Genomic DNA, 15,628 nt, shown 5'->3' on the forward strand with positions numbered 1-15,628 from the left:
ATCCAGTCGGGCATGGACCCGCTCACGTTATTTTTTTGCCGCTTAGACGGTACTCCTAAGACTGCCCTGATTCTGGTAACCATAATTTTAGTGAGGTTTTTTTACCATGAATCAGACGCTACTTTCCTCTTTTGGTACGCCTTTCGAACGTGTTGAACTTGCGCTGTCTGCGCTGCGTGAAGGACGCGGTGTGATGGTGCTTGACGACGAAGATCGTGAAAACGAAGGCGATATGGTTTTCCCGGCAGAAACCATGACCGTTGAACAGATGGCACTTACCATCCGTCACGGTAGCGGTATTGTTTGCCTGTGCATCACTGAAGATCGACGCAAGCAGCTCGATCTGCCAATGATGGTGGAAAATAACACCAGCGCTTACGGCACGGGCTTTACCGTGACCATTGAGGCCGCTGAAGGCGTAACTACCGGTGTTTCTGCCGCTGACCGTGTTACCACGGTTCGCGCGGCAGTTAAAGACGGCGCTAAACCTTCCGATCTGAACCGTCCGGGACACGTTTTCCCGCTGCGTGCTCAGGCTGGCGGCGTGTTGACCCGCGGTGGTCATACTGAAGCAACCATCGATCTGATGACGCTGGCAGGTTTTAAACCGGCTGGTGTACTGTGTGAGCTGACCAATGATGATGGCACCATGGCGCGTGCGCCAGCGTGCATCGAATTTGCAGGCAAGCATAATATGGCTGTGGTCACGATCGAAGATTTAGTCGCTTACCGTCAGGCGCACGAACGTAAAGCCAGCTGATAGCACACGCTTTACCGCGCCAGTTGCGGTGGCAATAAAAAACCGAAGTCAGTTTTCTGGCTTCGGTTTTTTGTTATTACGGCCCGCCTATTTAGCTTTGCCCGGACGAACGGTATCCTTTAACGAGGATATACTGCTTTATATTTTATCGACATATAATATATTCCGCATGCGCTATTTTTGTATTTTTTACCATATAAGAATATGGCTAAATCTTTGTGATAAGTAAATGTGTTTATTGTTTTAGGTCTGTTTGTTATCAACCCTAGTGTGTTGATTTAATTAAGTAAAGTAAGTTTGGAATGTACTTATTATAATTAATGTTATTTATAGATGCTTGCAGGTTCTGTATTGTTTTATTTTGAATGCACGTTTTTCAATTGGCTCTATCCGCTGGTTTATATGATCGAAATCATCTATTTGTTTCTGTAATGTGCCACTATAGTGGTAGGTTGAAATAAGGATATGTGAAATTTTAACGTTAAATGTTTAATGATGTTAAATTTTAAGGGTAAAAGAATGTTTATTGCCTGGTATTGGATGGTATTAATTGCACTCGTTGCTATTGGTTATTATTGTCATATGAAGCGTTATTGCCGCGCGTTTCGACAAGACCGAGATGCGTTGCTTGAGGCGCGTAACAAACTCTTTCGCCGTACGAGCGAAGAGGCTGGCACGGTCAGGGAGCATGAATAATCCCTGTCGCTTTGCTGTTGTAGAGGCGGATGGCCTGCAGGGCAGGACAGCATCCGCCGTCTGTATTATCCGATGCCCATTGATTGCAGGATGACAAGGCTGAGTCCCATCACCGACATTCCGCAGAGTACACCATAGCTGGGGTTATTATTCGGGTCGATTTCTTTTGCCAGCGGCATCAGTTCATCGACGGACAGTGCGACCATAATTCCGGCAACAGCCGCCATAATTGCCGCCATGACCACCGGTGAAATTAAACTCCCCAGAATTAACCACGCCAGTACGCCGCCGAGTATTTCCGCCATACCGGAGATCCCAGCCCAAAATATCGCGGTACGTTTCGAACCGGTTGCAGCGTACACGGGTCCGGCAACGGCCAAACCTTCAGGAATATTATGCAATGCCACGGCGAGGGCGATACCAAAACCCAGCTCGAGGTTGCTGCTGGCAGTAACAAACGTCGCGACCCCTTCCGGGAAATTGTGCAGACTAATGCCAAGCGTGAGCAAAATGGCGGTGCGTTTAATAGAACCGGGTAAAGGTTGTGTTGTTTTTTGCACGAGATCCTGAGGATGGGCGTGCGGCAGCAAACGATCCAGACCAAAATAGCCCAGTAAGCCTACGATAAACATCCCGTAGCCAAGTACGGGTGACATTCCTTTTGCAGCCAGTGCGGCGGGTAGCATCTCCATCAGGGAGATAAGCAGCATAATGCCCGCGGCAAAACCCAGAGAAAAGGCGAGCACGCGGTTTGAGGGCTTTTGTCCCAGCACGCCAAGAAAGGCGCCAATAAAGGTGGCGGCACCCGCCAGTAAAGTCAGAAGTAAAGGTACTGACATCGACAAATCCAACTCCTTATCCATCAGCTGTCCGGGCCAGACCGTCAAAATAACTGATGATCTTCATCATGGTTATCTGAGTTCTTCATCAACCGAAAAAGCGTATTGTGATGATATCAAAATGACTCCCTCAGTAAGGATATCATCATGTCTTTAACTCGTATGCCAGCATTGTTTTTGGGGCACGGCAGCCCGATGAATGTTCTGGAAGATAACGTTTATACCCGTGCCTGGCAGCAACTGGGGGAAACGTTGCCGCGACCGAAAGCCATAGTCGTGGTTTCGGCGCACTGGTTTACCCGTGGCACTGGCGTAACTGCCATGGAAGCACCGAAAACGATTCATGATTTTGGTGGTTTTCCGCAGGCTCTGTATGACACACATTATCCGGCGCCGGGCTCGCCAGAACTGGCGCAACATCTGGTGGATTTGCTGTCTCCCGTCCCTGTCGCCTTAGACAAAGAAGCCTGGGGTTTTGACCACGGGTCGTGGGGCGTGTTGATCAAGATGTACCCGAATGCCGACATCCCGATGGTGCAATTAAGCATTGATAGCACGAAGCCGGCCGCCTGGCATTTTGAAATGGGTCGTAAGCTGGCGGCGCTGCGCGACGAAGGTATTATGCTGGTCGCCAGTGGTAACGTGGTGCATAACCTGCGCACGGCACGCTGGCACGGTGAAAATACGCCATACCCGTGGGCGTCCTCATTCAACGATTATGTGAAGGCCAACCTGACATGGCAGGGACCGGTTGAACAACATCCGCTGGTCAACTATCTGGATCATGAAGGCGGATCGTTGTCGAATCCAACGGCGGATCACTATCTGCCGCTGCTTTACGTATTAGGTGCGTGGGATGGAAAAGAACCCGTGACAATTCCTGTGGACGGCATTGAGATGGGCAGTCTGAGTATGCTGTCGGTGCAGGTTGGATGATTAATGCCCGATGGCGCTGCGCTTATCGGGCCTACAGTTCGTGTCGTAGGCCGGGTAAGGCAGAGCCGCCACCCGGCACTTTCATTCATTCGACAAAAATATGCGGATAGAAGCGGGAAAGATCTTGAGTGATCAGCGCTCTGTCTTCGCGAATGCCAATCCCGGCTGGCTGATCGTTAATCAGCCAACTGCCGATCAGCACGTAGCTATCGCCAAACTTCGGTAGCTGATGGAACTGCTGTACGATCATACCTTCTTCACCGTACGGGCCTTCCACCGATTCGATCGTTTTACCGTTCTCAACGATCGACACGTTAGCGCCTTCACGCGAGAAGATCGGTTTCACGACGAATTTTTCCATCTGTGGATAGTCGTCTTCGGCGAAATACGCAGGCAGCAGGTTCGGATGGTTCGGGAACATGTCCCACAGCAGTGGTAACAGCGCTTTGTTGGAGATGATGCTCTTCCAGGCCGGTTCCAGCCAGCGAACGCCGGCATCTTCCAGCTTGGTAGAGAACATCTCGCGCAGCATAAATTCCCACGGATAGAGCTTAAACAGGTTGGCAATCACCTGATCTTCTAAGTCCGTGAACTGACCTTTCTCACCGAGGCCGATATCTTCGACATAGAGGAATTCGGTGGCGATTTCCGCTTCGGCCGCGCAATCCTGCAAATACTGGATGGTCCCGCGATCTTCGACGGTGTCACGACAGCAGGTCAGGTGCAGTAGCTGAAAACCATACTGTTCGCGCAGCGCGGTGAAGCGTTCAATCAGCTTTTCCTGCAGGCTGTTGAACTGATCGCTGCCTTCCGGCAGGTTCCCGGCATTGAGCTGATCCTCTAACCAGATCCACTGGAAGAATGCAGCTTCGTACAGCGAGGTTGGCGTATCGGCGTTGTTTTCCAGCAGCTTAGGTTCGCCGATGCCATCCCATGCCAGATCGAGGCGGGAATAGAGCGACGGCTGCTGAGTCAGCCATGACTGGCGGACAAATCCCCAGGTGTGTTTGGGAATACGAAACTTGGTCATCAGCTCGTCGCTGGCGATGACCTTTTCAACCACCTTGAGGCACATTTGGTGCAGTTCAGCGGTGACGTCTTCCAGCTTTTCGACCTGTGCAAGCGTGAGCTTGTAGTAGGCGTCTTCACACCAGTACGGTTCGCCGTACATGGTGTGAAAGTTAAAACCGTATTCGGTGGCTTTTTCGCGCCAGTCCGGGCGCTCAACAATACTGACTCTTTCCATGTGGATCAGCCGCCCATTGAACGCGTGGTGGTACCGCTGGCGCTACGTTGCATGGTGCTTTGTTTGGCGACAGATTCACCAAAGCCGCCGCGCGTGACGGTTGATGTGGTTGCCGGTTTCGGCGCCATGGCGGTTTTCGGTACGGTCATGGTACGGCCCGGCGTTGCTGCGCCGTAGTTTTTTCCGCCAGCATCGGTATATTTGCCGTAGGCCGGGCTGGCCGGATTTTTCGAGCTGAACAGCGGCTGCTGAGCGCCCATACCGCCGCCCATCATGCGGCCCATCATGTAGCCTGCCATCAGCGGCATCCAGAAGCTGCCGCTGCTCTGATTCTGTGCCTGAGCCTGGCCTTCACCCGTTGGTGCCATACCAGCCTGTGCAGGTGCCTGCTGGCACTGACCTTCGCCGAATTCAGCGATACAGTCTTCGCGGGTGGCGTACTTCGGCGCCGTGCGCTCAGCTTCTTTCAGCGCGTTGTTGAATGCGGTTGTACATTCAGCGCTTTTACCCGGATTCGCCGTCGAGCAGTCGTCCGCATTTTGGTAAAGCGATACTGTTTCGTCGCTCTGCTCACAGCCCGCCAGCATAATAACGGCGGTAACAGCCAGGGCAACAGGAGTCAGGTGGCGTGCGCTCCAGCTTTTGCGGAACGACGCGTGATGTATAGATTTTGTCCGTTTCATTTATGTCTTCCAGGACCCAGTGGTAAATACTGCTCAGAATAGAGGATGACTGGTCGAAATTGAAGCGGGAAGAGGCGAGAATGCGGAAGAAGGGGCGGATCTTTACGTTGTCTTACGTTCAGACGGGGCCGAAGCCCCGTCATCACCATCAGTTACGGAACGGATTGTTGCCGGTGCTGCTGGTTGAACGTGCTGCCGTCGGCTGAGCGACTGCCGCGTTGTTGCTCGCGGTATAGCCGTCTGCTGCAGCGTCTTGCTGTGTGTTTTCCGGCGCGACGGTGTCAGGCGCGGTCGGAATCGGTTTGCCCAGCGTATTGTTCAGCGCCACCAGATCCTGTTCGTTCAGCGTACCGAGCGCAGATTTGATGTTTAACTGGTTAATCAGATAGGTATAACGTGCGTTAGCCAACTGCTGTTTGGCGTTGTACAGCGTGGTGGTGGCATCCAACACATCCACGATGGTACGTGTACCAACGGAATAACCGGCTTCCATCGCGTCCAAAGAGCTTTGTGCAGAGACAACCGCTTGTTTGTATGCGTTAATGCTACTGATGGACGCATTAATGTTATTGAAGGATGAACGTACGGTCTGTACCACGCTGCGGTGCGCACTTTCCAGCTGTTCGCTCGCGCCCACAAAGTTGTACTGTGCTTGTTTCACCTGCGAGTTAACCATGCCACCCTGGTACAGCGGCAGCGAGAAATTCAGGCCAATTTTGTTCTGACCCATATTGCTGTCGTCATACTGAGTACCGGTTGCCGCGCGGGTTTTAGAGCCGCTGTAAGAGGTATCAGAAACACCGGTAGAGGCGGTTAAATCCAGCGTCGGCAGGTGACCGTCCTGCGCCAGACGAATTTGTTCACGCGCCAGGTCCTGGCTTAAACGCGCCTGCAGCAAGGTCAGGTTGCGATTTTCGGCTTCTTTCAGCAGTGCATTCACCGCCTGCGGCTTGTTGGTTTTAAAGCCGTCAACGTTCAACGAGGCCAGTTCCGGGTAGTAGTTGCCGGTAACCTGGCGCAGCTCTTCCACCGCGTTGTCCAGATCGTTACGTGCGGTAACTTCATTTGCCAGCACGGTATCGTATTGTGAACGGGCGTTCTGTACGTCAGTAATGGCGACCAGGCCGACGTTAAAACGCTGGGTAGTCTGATCCAACTGACGGTAAACTGCGTCTTTCTGTGCCTGGGTGTATGACAGCACATCAATCGCGTTCAATACTTTAAAATAGGCCGTGGCAGTATTCAGGATCAGCGTTTGCTGATCGGTCTGATAGGTCACATCCTGGATGCCCGCTGATTTTTCTTGCAGCGTCAGGGCACGCCATTTCGACATATCAAACAGAGACTGAGTCAGGGTTAACGAAGCAGAGGTGGCGTTGGAATTCACGCCGTTTGCATCACGGTAGCCATTGCTGTAGGTGTAATCGGCACCTAAGCCCAGCTGAGGCAGTAACGGACTACGCGCTTCGTTAATTTTTTCGAATGCAGCATCGCGATCGGCGGCGGATTTACGCAATTCCGGGTTGCTCAGGCGTGCTTGCTGATAAACCTGCATCAGGTTCTCTGCCTGGCTCAAAGTACTGAACCCCGACAGGCTCAGGCCGATAAGGATGGGGAGCAATTTCTTCATTTGCATTCCTTGTTGTGAAGCAGTATTTAGCGCTGATCAAATGGTAAAAATAATTGTTGATTCTAGCAGAATCCACCACTTCAAAAAGTTGGCGTTACGTGCCATACGGCGTTAATTTGCATCAATTTAACACAAGGGCGCCCAAACAGCAGTCAAACGACCTTGAAATTCACATTTTAATCACTATTGGTATCAGGACAGCACAATGCGTAAACCAGACAGCTTGCCAATGACTTTCACGAAAAATGATGTAGAAATTATTGCACGAGAAACGCTATACCGCGGTTTTTTTTCACTGGATCTTTATCGGTTCCGCCATCGCCTGTTTAACGGTGGAATGAGTGAGGAAGTCACGCGCGAAATTTTTGAGCGCGGACACGCGGCGGTCTTGCTACCCTTTGACCCTGAGCGGGACGAAGTTGTGCTGGTTGAGCAGATTCGTATTGCGGCATTTGATACCAGCGAAAGCCCGTGGCTGCTGGAAATGGTCGCCGGGATGATCGAAGAAGGTGAAACCGTTGAGGACGTTGCCCGCCGTGAAGCGATGGAAGAAGCCGGACTGGACGTAAAACGAACCAAACCTGTGCTGAGCTATCTGGCAAGCCCCGGCGGCACGAGCGAGCGCCTGTCCATTTTGGTCGGCGAAGTGGACGCCACGACCGCAAGCGGGATCCACGGTCTGGCGGATGAAAACGAAGATATTCGCGTTCATGTTGTAAGCCGGGAACAGGCTTATCAGTGGGTGGAAGAGGGAAAAATCGACAACGCGGCTTCTGTCATCGCCTTGCAATGGTTGCAGCTGCACTATCAAGAGTTAAAAACTGAGTGGAAAAAATGAAGCGTTATACACCTGATTTCCCTGAAATGATGCGCCTGTGCGAAACCAACTTTTCGCAACTGCGCCGTCTGTTGCCGCGAAATGATGTGGTCGGCGAAACAGTGAGCTATCAGGTGGCAAACGCACAATATCGGTTAACGATTGTTGAATCGACCCGATACACTACGCTGGTTGCGATCGAACAGACGGCGCCTGCTGTCACTTACTGGAGCCTGCCATCGCTTACCGTCCGCCTGTATCATGATGCGAGGGTGGCTGAAGTGTGTTCAAGTCAGCAGATCTTTCGCTTCAAAGCGCGGTATGATTACCCAAATAAAAAGTTGCATCAACGCGACGAAAAGCATCAAATTAATCAGTTCCTGGCCGACTGGTTACGGTACTGTTTAGCACATGGAGCGATGGCGATTCCGGTTTATTAGCGTCGTGAAACCTAAGGACACCATTTGGAAAGCCTGTTAACCCTTCCTTTGGCTGGTGAGGCCAGAGTCAGGATCTTGCAAATTACAGACACTCACCTGTTTGCCGAAAAGCATGAAACGCTGCTGGGAGTGAACACCTGGGACAGCTATCAGTGCGTATTGGACGCTATACATGCTGAGTCGACCGACTTCGATCTGATCGTGGCGACAGGCGATTTAGCGCAGGATCAATCCGCTGCGGCGTATCAGCATTTTGCTGAGGGTATCGCAAGCTTTCGTGCGCCTTGCGTCTGGTTACTTGGCAATCATGATTTTCAGCCAGCCATGTACAGCGCCCTGCAGGACGCCGGAATTTCGCCTGCGAAACGCGTCTTCATTGGTGAACAGTGGCAAATTTTGCTGCTCGATAGCCAGGTTTTTGGCGTTCCCCACGGAGAATTAAGTGAGTTCCAGCTTGAATGGCTGGAGCGAAAACTTGCCGATGCGCCTGAACGGAATACCTTGCTGCTTTTGCATCACCACCCACTGCCTTCGGGCTGTAGCTGGCTCGATCAGCACAGCCTGCGCAATGCTGCTGAGCTGGACAACGTGCTGGTGAACTATCCGCGCGTGAAGTATCTGCTGTGTGGGCATATTCATCAGGAGTTGGATCTCGACTGGAACGGTCGCCGCCTGCTGGCTACGCCGTCGACATGCGTGCAGTTCAAGCCGCATTGTGCCAACTTTACGTTAGATACCATTAGTCCCGGCTGGCGTACGCTGGAACTTTTTGCTGATGGTTCGCTGCACACTCAGGTGTGCCGTCTGCCGGGAATTCGGTTCCACCCTGATACCGCTTCAGAAGGCTACTGATGTCTACGCTTCTCTATCTACACGGATTTAATAGCTCTCCTCGCTCGGCGAAGGCGTGTCTGCTGAAAAGCTGGCTGGCAGAGCACCACCCGCACGTTGAGATGATCGTACCGCAGCTGCCACCGTATCCTGCCCAAGCGGCAGAGATGCTGGAATCAATAGTCCTTGAGCATGGCGGAGAGTCGCTGGGGATTGTTGGCTCCTCTTTAGGGGGCTATTACGCCACCTGGCTGTCGCAATGTTTTATGTTGCCTGCGGTGGTGGTGAACCCTGCGGTGCGGCCTTACGAACTGCTGGTCGACTACCTTGGCCAAAACGAGAACCCCTACACGGGCCAGCAATATGTGCTAGAGTCTCGCCATATTTACGATCTTAAAGTCATGCAGATTGACCCGCTGGAGGCGCCGGATTTGCTCTGGCTGCTACAACAAACGGGCGATGAAGTGTTGGACTACCGCCAGGCGGTGGCGTATTACGCCTCCTGCCGTCAAACTGTTATTGAGGGCGGAAACCACGCATTCACAGGCTTCGAAGATTATTTCAACCAGATTGTCGATTTCCTTGGACTGCACAGTTTTTGACGATCAATTCGAATTGCTAATTTAAACCATGACGCAAACTTATAACGCTGATGCCATTGAGGTACTCACTGGGCTTGAGCCGGTTCGCCGCCGCCCGGGGATGTACACAGATACGACTCGTCCTAACCATATGGGGCAGGAAGTTATTGATAACAGTGTGGATGAAGCGCTGGCCGGGCACGCGAAACGTGTCGAGGTTATCCTTCATGCCGATCAATCACTGGAAGTCATTGATGACGGACGTGGCATGCCCGTCGATATCCACCCGGAAGAGGGCGTCCCGGCCATTGAATTGATCCTTTGCCGTTTGCACGCAGGGGGGAAGTTTTCTAACAAAAACTACCAGTTCTCCGGTGGCCTGCACGGCGTGGGGATTTCGGTGGTTAACGCCTTGTCAAAACGTGTTGAAGTGGCCGTTCGTCGTGATGGTCAGATTCACAGTATCGCCTTTGAACACGGTGAAAAGGTCGAAGACCTGCACGTTTCCGGCACCTGTGGAAAGCGCAATACCGGGACCAGCGTGCACTTCTGGCCGGATGAAAGCTTCTTTGACAGCCCACGTTTCTCCGCTTCTCGCCTGAGCCATCTGCTGAAAGCCAAAGCGGTACTCTGCCCGGGCGTGGAGATCATCTTCAAGGATAAGGTCAACGATACCGAACAGACCTGGCGCTACGCCGATGGCCTGACCGACTACCTGAGCGAAGCGGTGAACGGCCTGCCGTTGCTGCCGGAAAAACCGTTTGTTGGGACGTTCTCCGGTGATACGGAAGCGGTGGACTGGGCGCTGCTGTGGCTGCCGGAAGGCGGTGAACTGCTGACCGAAAGCTACGTTAACCTGATCCCAACCATGCAGGGCGGGACGCACGTCAATGGCCTGCGTCAGGGTCTGTTGGATGCGATGCGTGAATTCTGTGAATACCGCAATATCCTGCCGCGTGGCGTGAAGCTGTCGGCGGAGGATATCTGGGATCGCTGCGCCTACGTGCTGTCCGTGAAGATGCAGGATCCACAGTTTGCCGGTCAGACCAAAGAGCGTCTCTCTTCGCGCCAGTGCGCGGCGTTCGTTTCTGGGGTGGTAAAAGATGCCTTTAGCCTGTGGCTGAACCAGAACGTGCAGTCAGCAGAGCTGCTGGCGGAAATGGCGATTTCCAGCGCTCAGCGTCGTCTGCGTGCAGCGAAAAAAGTGGTGCGTAAAAAGCTCACCAGCGGTCCGGCACTGCCGGGTAAGCTGGCGGACTGCACCGCACAGGATCTTAACCGCACCGAGCTGTTCCTGGTGGAAGGTGACTCGGCGGGCGGATCGGCCAAGCAGGCGCGCGATCGTGAGTATCAGGCGATCATGCCGCTGAAGGGTAAGATCCTGAACACCTGGGAAGTCTCTTCTGATGAAGTGCTGGCCTCCCAGGAAGTTCACGATATCTCGGTAGCGATCGGCATCGATCCGGACAGCGACGATCTCAGCCAGTTGCGCTACGGCAAGGTGTGTATCCTCGCGGATGCGGACTCCGATGGTCTGCATATTGCTACGCTGCTGTGCGCATTGTTTGTGAAGCACTTCCGCACGTTGGTCAAACACGGACACGTCTACGTGGCGCTGCCGCCGTTGTACCGTATCGACCTCGGGAAAGAGGTGTATTACGCGCTCACGGAAGAAGAGAAAGCGGGCGTATTGGAGCAGCTGAAGCGTAAGAAAGGCAAGCCGAACGTCCAACGCTTTAAAGGTCTGGGTGAAATGAACCCGATGCAGCTGCGCGAAACCACGCTGGATCCAAATACCCGTCGCCTGGTGCAGCTCATCATTGATGATGAAGACGATCAGCGCACCAACGCCATGATGGATATGCTGCTGGCGAAGAAGCGCTCTGAAGATCGCCGTAACTGGCTGCAGGAGAAAGGCGACCTGGCGGATCTCGAAGGGTAAGCATGATGTTGTGAATGCCGGATAGCGCTTCGCTTATCCGGCCTACATTCGCATTGTGCCCGTAGGCCTGATAAGACGCATTAGCGTCGCCATCAGGCGTTACGGCTTATGCCGCTTCCTGTACTGTAACGGCGTCTCGCCAATGCCTTTTCCGAAGGCGCTGATAAAATAAGTCACATCAGAAAACCCCACTTTTTGCGCAATCTCTCTGACGCTTGCCTCGCTGTGTAACAGCGCCTCGCAGGCTTTTCTCAACCTCAGCGTGTTGAGATACCCGAGGATGCTCTCGCCTGTTTCTACCTGAAAACGCCGAGAAACATAACTTTTTGATTTTCCTAACGCTTGTGCCAGCGTCTCCAGGCTAAATTTATGCATGTAGTGCTCATCAAGCCAGAACATCACCTGGCTGGCCATCCCCGTATCACTATCATGCATATTGACGTTATCTTCGGGTAACAGGCTGAATAAATTCAATAACAGGCAGGCAACGTGCTCAGTGTTAAGCGGTTTCTGCGCGGCCAGTTTTGCATAGCGGCTGAACAGAAAATCAATGTGCGTATGGACGTCTGCGGCGTCGATGACCCACGCCTCGCTCCCGCGTACACTCAGGTGTTGTAGACGCTGTTGATGAAGTGGAAAGTCGCGTAACACCTTCAGCACTGCGTGCTGATCGAGATGAATAATGGTCCGCCGATAACGGTCCCGCACCTGCTCGTCGACAAAAATTTTATGCAGCGTAAACGGCGGGAAAAAGAACATTCGCCCTGGACGCATGGTGTATTGCTTATGATCGACCGTCACCACGCCAAACCCTTCTTCCACGTACAACACTTCCAGACACTGATGCCAATGGTGATAACGAACCGTATTGGCAAATAAACGACTGAACGACACCACCGCGTCGTTGAGGGCAATCAGCTCCAGGTACTCTTGAGGGGAAGATAAGTTCATAGTGCAATAAATTTAAACTTTTGCCGGCGAATTCCTGTTTATAAACCCTATTTTTAAATTTCTTCAATCACTGTTTTATTTTAATGTTTGTCGTGTGATTGAAGTAACATTTCTGCTTGTCTGCCATTCACTATTCTTTAGCCACTTAATTCAGAGGGGCAGAGTATGTGGTCGGCAACTGAAGAAAAATCAAATCCATTGTCATCCCGCGAAGACGTTACGCGTGCCGTTAATACCCTTTTACGGGCACTCGACAAGCAATTCCCAGCGGGACAGGCTCAGTTTTCTCTCGGTGATACCTGCGCGCATTACAGCGTGGATATTGCCTGCATGGAAGGGCTTTCCCGAGCGCTGTGGGGGCTATTTCCGCTGATGGCCGGCGGGGCGGATGTGCCGTTTGCCGACAAATATATTCAGGCGATAAAACTCGGCACCGATCCCCACAGCTCGCACTATTGGGGGGACACCGGTCCTTACGATCAGCGTCTGGTCGAGATGGCGGCGTATGGTCTGGGCCTGGCGTTATTGCAGACGCGTTTAACCGGGATGTTCAGCGCAATGGAGCAGGACAATCTGCACCGCTGGCTGAATCAAATTACCGATGCTCAGATGCCGGACAGCAACTGGAACTATTTCGCCATTATCGTGCAGCTTGGCTTTAAACGTGCAGGATTACCGTTTGACCAACAGGCTATCGATCGGCGATTTGAGATGATGGACGCCTACTACCTCGGCGATGGCTGGTATTCCGACGGTCCCGGGCGACCTAAAGATTATTACATCTCCATGGCCTTTCATTTTTATGGCCTGCTGTATGCCACCCTCAGCCCGGAAGACACCCGTCGCGCCGCTACGTTGCGTGAACGTTCCCGGCTGTTTGCCGCGGATTTTATCTTTATGTCTGCCGCCGACGGGGCATCGGTGCCGTTTGGTCGCAGCCTGACCTACCGCTTTGCCATGGTCGCCCTCTGGAGTGCGGTGGCCTTTGCTGAACTGGATGTGTTCTCTCCTGGGGTTATCAAAGGGGTGATCCTGCGCCATCTGCGCTGGTGGCAACAGCAGCCGATTTTTGATCGAGACGGCATCCTGACGTTGGGCTTTGCCTATCCAAACCTGGCGATGTGTGAAGACTACAATTCGCCGGGATCGCCGTACTGGGCACTGAAAGTCTTTTTGATCCTCGCGTTACCGGACGATCACGCGTTCTGGCAGGCTGAAGAGTTGCCGCTCCCGGTGCTTGACGAAAAACGGGTGATTACCCATGCCGGGCAGATCCTGCAACACAGCGAAGATTCTGCGCATGTCACGATGCTGGCGTCAGGCCAGCTTGAGCTGAACAACTATGTGAATACCGAGGCCAAGTACACCAAATTTGCCTACTCCAGCCGTTTTGGCTTCACCATTGAGCGCGGGCGCTACGGCATCAAACATGCGGCGTGCGATTCCATGCTGCTGCTGGCAGATGGCGATAATTACTTCCGTGGACGTCGTCAGTGCGATGACGTTCGCGTTGATGAAAATTATCTCTGGTCCCGTTGGTCGCCGTGGCATGACGTCAGTATTGAGACCTGGCTGGTGCCGTTTGGCGAGTGGCATATTCGTTTGCACCGCATTCACAGTGCGAGAACGCTGCAAACGGTAGAAGGGGGCTTTGCAGTGATGAAGACAGAGCCGCAGCTCAGCGCACGGGGATGTCTGCTGGCAGCGCGTAACGGGACCAGTGCGATTGTGGATCTGTCGCCTGCCATCATCCGCCAGCCGGACAGTGTGGTCACGCCGCCTAACAGCAGCATTATGTTTGCCGAGTGCGCGGCTATTCCGACGCTGACCACCGAGATCCTGCCGGGCGGGAGCTGGCTGTGCTGCGCCGTGAATGCCAGCGGCAAGCAAAAAAACGTGCTCACGGTCCCACTGCTGCAAATTAACCGTAACCAGGTCGTTATTCGCGAACCTGACGGTGCACGTCAGTTGTCGTTCTTTTTATAGCGAGGATGGTATGAAAAAGAGTTCAGCGAGTAACAGAACAGAATATTATAAAATTAGTAGCTTTATTTTTCTTTATTTCTTTACCTGGTCGGCCAGTATTGGTTTGCTGGCCATTTGGTTGGGGCAGAAAGCGCAGTTAAGTGGGACGGTTATCGGTACCGTATTTGCTGTGAACGGTATTTTCTCGGTGATACTGAAGCCGATTTATGGCTATATCCTCGACAGAATCGGTATGAGTAAATACCTGCTCTATTTTGTCGTGATTATGTCGGCATTAATGGCACCGTTTTTTATTTATGTATATCAGCCGCTATTAATCTCCAATACCCTACTGGGTATTATTGTCGGCGCAATTTACTTAAGCTTTGCGTGGTACGCCGGTGTGGCCGCCTGCGAATCCTATTCTGACCGCTACAGTCGTTTAAACGGCATGGAGTTTGGGCAAATCCGCATGTGGGGATCGCTCGGTTGGGCAGTCGCGTCGTCGTTCTCGGGGCTGCTGTTTAACCTCTCTCCGGCGTATAACTTTATGTTAGGTAGCGTGGCGTCGGTGGTAATGCTGATTGTCCTGCTAAGCCTGAAAGTGAACGTAAATTCAGCCAATGCCTCAGAGGTACTGACCAAAGATAAAATCTCTCCTGCGGATGTTTACGCGCTGCTACGTAACCGCAAATTTTGGGCGTTTTGCCTGTATGTCGCAGGCGTGGCGTGGATGATGTTTATCGCCGAACAGCAATTCTCGCGTTATTTTGTCACCTTCTTTGCTGATGTACATAAAGGCAATGCGGTATTCGGATATCTGGGCACCGTGCAGTCAGGTATGGAATTTATCATGTATATGGTGATCCCGCTGTTCGTTAACTACATCGGCGCGAAGCGGGGATTGCTGATTGTCGGGGCACTGGTCGGCGCGCGTCTGGTTATCTCCGGACTGTGCGACTCGCATCTGTTAATTTCAGTGCTAAAACCGTTGTATGGCCTGGAAATCTGTTTATTGCTGGTTTCTGTCTTTAAATACATTGCCGAACATTTTGATAAACGCGTCAACGCAACCATGTATTTACTGGGTTATCAGGCGATGCTGTATGTTGGCAACGTGGTGGTGTCTTCACCTGCCGGATTAATGTATGACCGAATTGGTTTTGAAAAGACCTATATCATTATGGGTATTATTGCGCTGACCTTTACGCTGATTTCGGCATTTACGTTATCCGCCTGCCAAAGTAAACGTCGTAATAATACCGCGCTCGATATCGCTGAAAATAACGCGACAAGATAATCTACGTAATA

The 15,628-nt window shown here is 52.4% G+C and carries 15 protein-coding genes; 10 read left to right on the forward strand and 5 right to left on the reverse strand.

Annotated features, from left to right (window positions below; translation table 11 throughout):
- Window positions 1-106 precede the first annotated feature (106 nt).
- The gene (gene ribB, locus FDW88_RS21530; protein ID WP_115257467.1) at window positions 107-760 is read left to right on the forward strand and encodes a 3,4-dihydroxy-2-butanone-4-phosphate synthase; all 654 of its coding nucleotides are present in this window, start codon (window positions 107-109) and stop codon (window positions 758-760) included.
- 519 nt (window positions 761-1,279) lie between these two features.
- Entirely contained in the window at window positions 1,280-1,456 is a 177-nt protein-coding gene (locus FDW88_RS22525) for a hypothetical protein (RefSeq protein WP_096759330.1), read from the forward strand.
- 65 nt (window positions 1,457-1,521) lie between these two features.
- Here FDW88_RS22525 and zupT read toward each other — a convergent pair whose 3' ends face one another.
- Window positions 1,522-2,295, reverse strand: coding sequence for a zinc transporter ZupT (gene zupT, locus FDW88_RS21535; protein ID WP_096755639.1), 774 nt, complete (start codon window positions 2,293-2,295; stop codon window positions 1,522-1,524).
- Window positions 2,296-2,442: 147 nt separating this feature from the next.
- Between zupT and ygiD the strand changes: the two genes are divergently transcribed.
- The gene (ygiD, locus tag FDW88_RS21540) at window positions 2,443-3,231 is read left to right on the forward strand and encodes a 4,5-DOPA dioxygenase extradiol (protein WP_137363334.1); all 789 of its coding nucleotides are present in this window, start codon (window positions 2,443-2,445) and stop codon (window positions 3,229-3,231) included.
- Between the two features lie 85 nt (window positions 3,232-3,316).
- Here the strand turns inward: ygiD and FDW88_RS21545 are convergent, their stop codons facing one another.
- The 3 genes from FDW88_RS21545 to tolC all read right to left on the reverse strand — a co-directional run bounded on the left by FDW88_RS21545 (window position 3,317) and on the right by tolC (window position 6,796).
- Window positions 3,317-4,477: a glutathionylspermidine synthase family protein gene (locus FDW88_RS21545; protein WP_096755641.1), complete on the reverse strand. Its 1,161-nt coding sequence runs from the start codon at window positions 4,475-4,477 to the stop codon at window positions 3,317-3,319.
- A gap of 5 nt (window positions 4,478-4,482) precedes the next feature.
- Window positions 4,483-5,160, reverse strand: coding sequence for a DUF1190 family protein (locus FDW88_RS21550; RefSeq protein WP_115257469.1), 678 nt, complete (start codon window positions 5,158-5,160; stop codon window positions 4,483-4,485).
- A gap of 148 nt (window positions 5,161-5,308) precedes the next feature.
- Window positions 5,309-6,796 carry an outer membrane channel protein TolC gene (tolC, locus tag FDW88_RS21555; RefSeq protein WP_137363335.1) on the reverse strand — a complete coding sequence of 496 codons (1,488 nt, stop codon included), beginning with the start codon at window positions 6,794-6,796 and terminating at the stop codon, window positions 5,309-5,311.
- Between the two features lie 199 nt (window positions 6,797-6,995).
- Here tolC and nudF point away from each other — a divergent pair, with 199 nt between their 5' ends.
- From nudF to parE, 5 genes are read left to right on the forward strand one after another with little or no spacing between them, the layout of a single operon-like run.
- Entirely contained in the window at window positions 6,996-7,628 is a 633-nt protein-coding gene (nudF, locus tag FDW88_RS21560; protein WP_096755644.1) for an ADP-ribose diphosphatase, read from the forward strand.
- Window positions 7,625-8,047, forward strand: a complete 423-nt coding sequence (locus FDW88_RS21565) for a DUF1249 family protein (RefSeq protein ID WP_096755645.1) — start codon at window positions 7,625-7,627, stop codon at window positions 8,045-8,047. Before nudF ends, FDW88_RS21565 begins: the two co-directional genes overlap by 4 nt.
- A 24-nt stretch (window positions 8,048-8,071) precedes the next feature.
- On the forward strand, window positions 8,072-8,899 hold the full coding sequence (gene cpdA, locus FDW88_RS21570; protein WP_137363336.1) for a 3',5'-cyclic-AMP phosphodiesterase: 828 nt from the start codon (window positions 8,072-8,074) through the stop codon (window positions 8,897-8,899).
- The gene (yqiA, locus tag FDW88_RS21575) at window positions 8,899-9,480 is read left to right on the forward strand and encodes an esterase YqiA (RefSeq protein ID WP_115257472.1); all 582 of its coding nucleotides are present in this window, start codon (window positions 8,899-8,901) and stop codon (window positions 9,478-9,480) included. Before cpdA ends, yqiA begins: the two co-directional genes overlap by 1 nt.
- A gap of 28 nt (window positions 9,481-9,508) precedes the next feature.
- Window positions 9,509-11,401 carry a DNA topoisomerase IV subunit B gene (parE, locus tag FDW88_RS21580; protein ID WP_096755648.1) on the forward strand — a complete coding sequence of 631 codons (1,893 nt, stop codon included), beginning with the start codon at window positions 9,509-9,511 and terminating at the stop codon, window positions 11,399-11,401.
- Window positions 11,402-11,500: 99 nt separating this feature from the next.
- Here the strand turns inward: parE and FDW88_RS21585 are convergent, their stop codons facing one another.
- A complete protein-coding gene (locus FDW88_RS21585) occupies window positions 11,501-12,352 on the reverse strand; it encodes an AraC family transcriptional regulator (RefSeq protein ID WP_137363337.1) in 852 nt (283 codons plus the stop codon).
- 165 nt (window positions 12,353-12,517) lie between these two features.
- On the opposite strand from FDW88_RS21585, the gene FDW88_RS21590 reads away from it, so the two are divergent.
- Together FDW88_RS21590 and FDW88_RS21595 are read left to right on the forward strand one after the other, a co-directional pair.
- A complete protein-coding gene (locus FDW88_RS21590; RefSeq protein ID WP_137363338.1) occupies window positions 12,518-14,338 on the forward strand; it encodes a DUF2264 domain-containing protein in 1,821 nt (606 codons plus the stop codon).
- 10 nt (window positions 14,339-14,348) lie between these two features.
- On the forward strand, window positions 14,349-15,617 hold the full coding sequence (locus FDW88_RS21595) for an oligosaccharide MFS transporter (protein ID WP_096755651.1): 1,269 nt from the start codon (window positions 14,349-14,351) through the stop codon (window positions 15,615-15,617).
- Window positions 15,618-15,628: the final 11 nt, after the last annotated feature.

Origin of the sequence: Citrobacter sp. wls829 (assembly GCF_005280825.1) — a bacterium.
Classification (GTDB): Bacteria; Pseudomonadota; Gammaproteobacteria; order Enterobacterales; family Enterobacteriaceae; genus Citrobacter; species Citrobacter gillenii.

Excerpts from the sequence above, each read along its gene's own strand:
- ribB (WP_115257467.1), top strand. The coding sequence starts at position 107 with ATGAATCAGACGCTACTTTCCTCTTTTGGTACGCCTTTCGAACGTGTT.
- FDW88_RS22525 (WP_096759330.1), top strand. The coding sequence starts at position 1,280 with ATGTTTATTGCCTGGTATTGGATGGTATTAATTGCACTCGTTGCTATT.
- zupT (WP_096755639.1), bottom strand. The coding sequence starts at position 2,295 with ATGTCAGTACCTTTACTTCTGACTTTACTGGCGGGTGCCGCCACCTTT.
- ygiD (WP_137363334.1), top strand. The coding sequence starts at position 2,443 with ATGTCTTTAACTCGTATGCCAGCATTGTTTTTGGGGCACGGCAGCCCG.
- FDW88_RS21545 (WP_096755641.1), bottom strand. The coding sequence starts at position 4,477 with ATGGAAAGAGTCAGTATTGTTGAGCGCCCGGACTGGCGCGAAAAAGCC.
- FDW88_RS21550 (WP_115257469.1), bottom strand. The coding sequence starts at position 5,160 with ATGAAACGGACAAAATCTATACATCACGCGTCGTTCCGCAAAAGCTGG.
- tolC (WP_137363335.1), bottom strand. The coding sequence starts at position 6,796 with ATGCAAATGAAGAAATTGCTCCCCATCCTTATCGGCCTGAGCCTGTCG.
- nudF (WP_096755644.1), top strand. The coding sequence starts at position 6,996 with ATGCGTAAACCAGACAGCTTGCCAATGACTTTCACGAAAAATGATGTA.
- FDW88_RS21565 (WP_096755645.1), top strand. The coding sequence starts at position 7,625 with ATGAAGCGTTATACACCTGATTTCCCTGAAATGATGCGCCTGTGCGAA.
- yqiA (WP_115257472.1), top strand. The coding sequence starts at position 8,899 with ATGTCTACGCTTCTCTATCTACACGGATTTAATAGCTCTCCTCGCTCG.
- parE (WP_096755648.1), top strand. The coding sequence starts at position 9,509 with ATGACGCAAACTTATAACGCTGATGCCATTGAGGTACTCACTGGGCTT.
- FDW88_RS21585 (WP_137363337.1), bottom strand. The coding sequence starts at position 12,352 with ATGAACTTATCTTCCCCTCAAGAGTACCTGGAGCTGATTGCCCTCAAC.
- FDW88_RS21590 (WP_137363338.1), top strand. The coding sequence starts at position 12,518 with ATGTGGTCGGCAACTGAAGAAAAATCAAATCCATTGTCATCCCGCGAA.
- FDW88_RS21595 (WP_096755651.1), top strand. The coding sequence starts at position 14,349 with ATGAAAAAGAGTTCAGCGAGTAACAGAACAGAATATTATAAAATTAGT.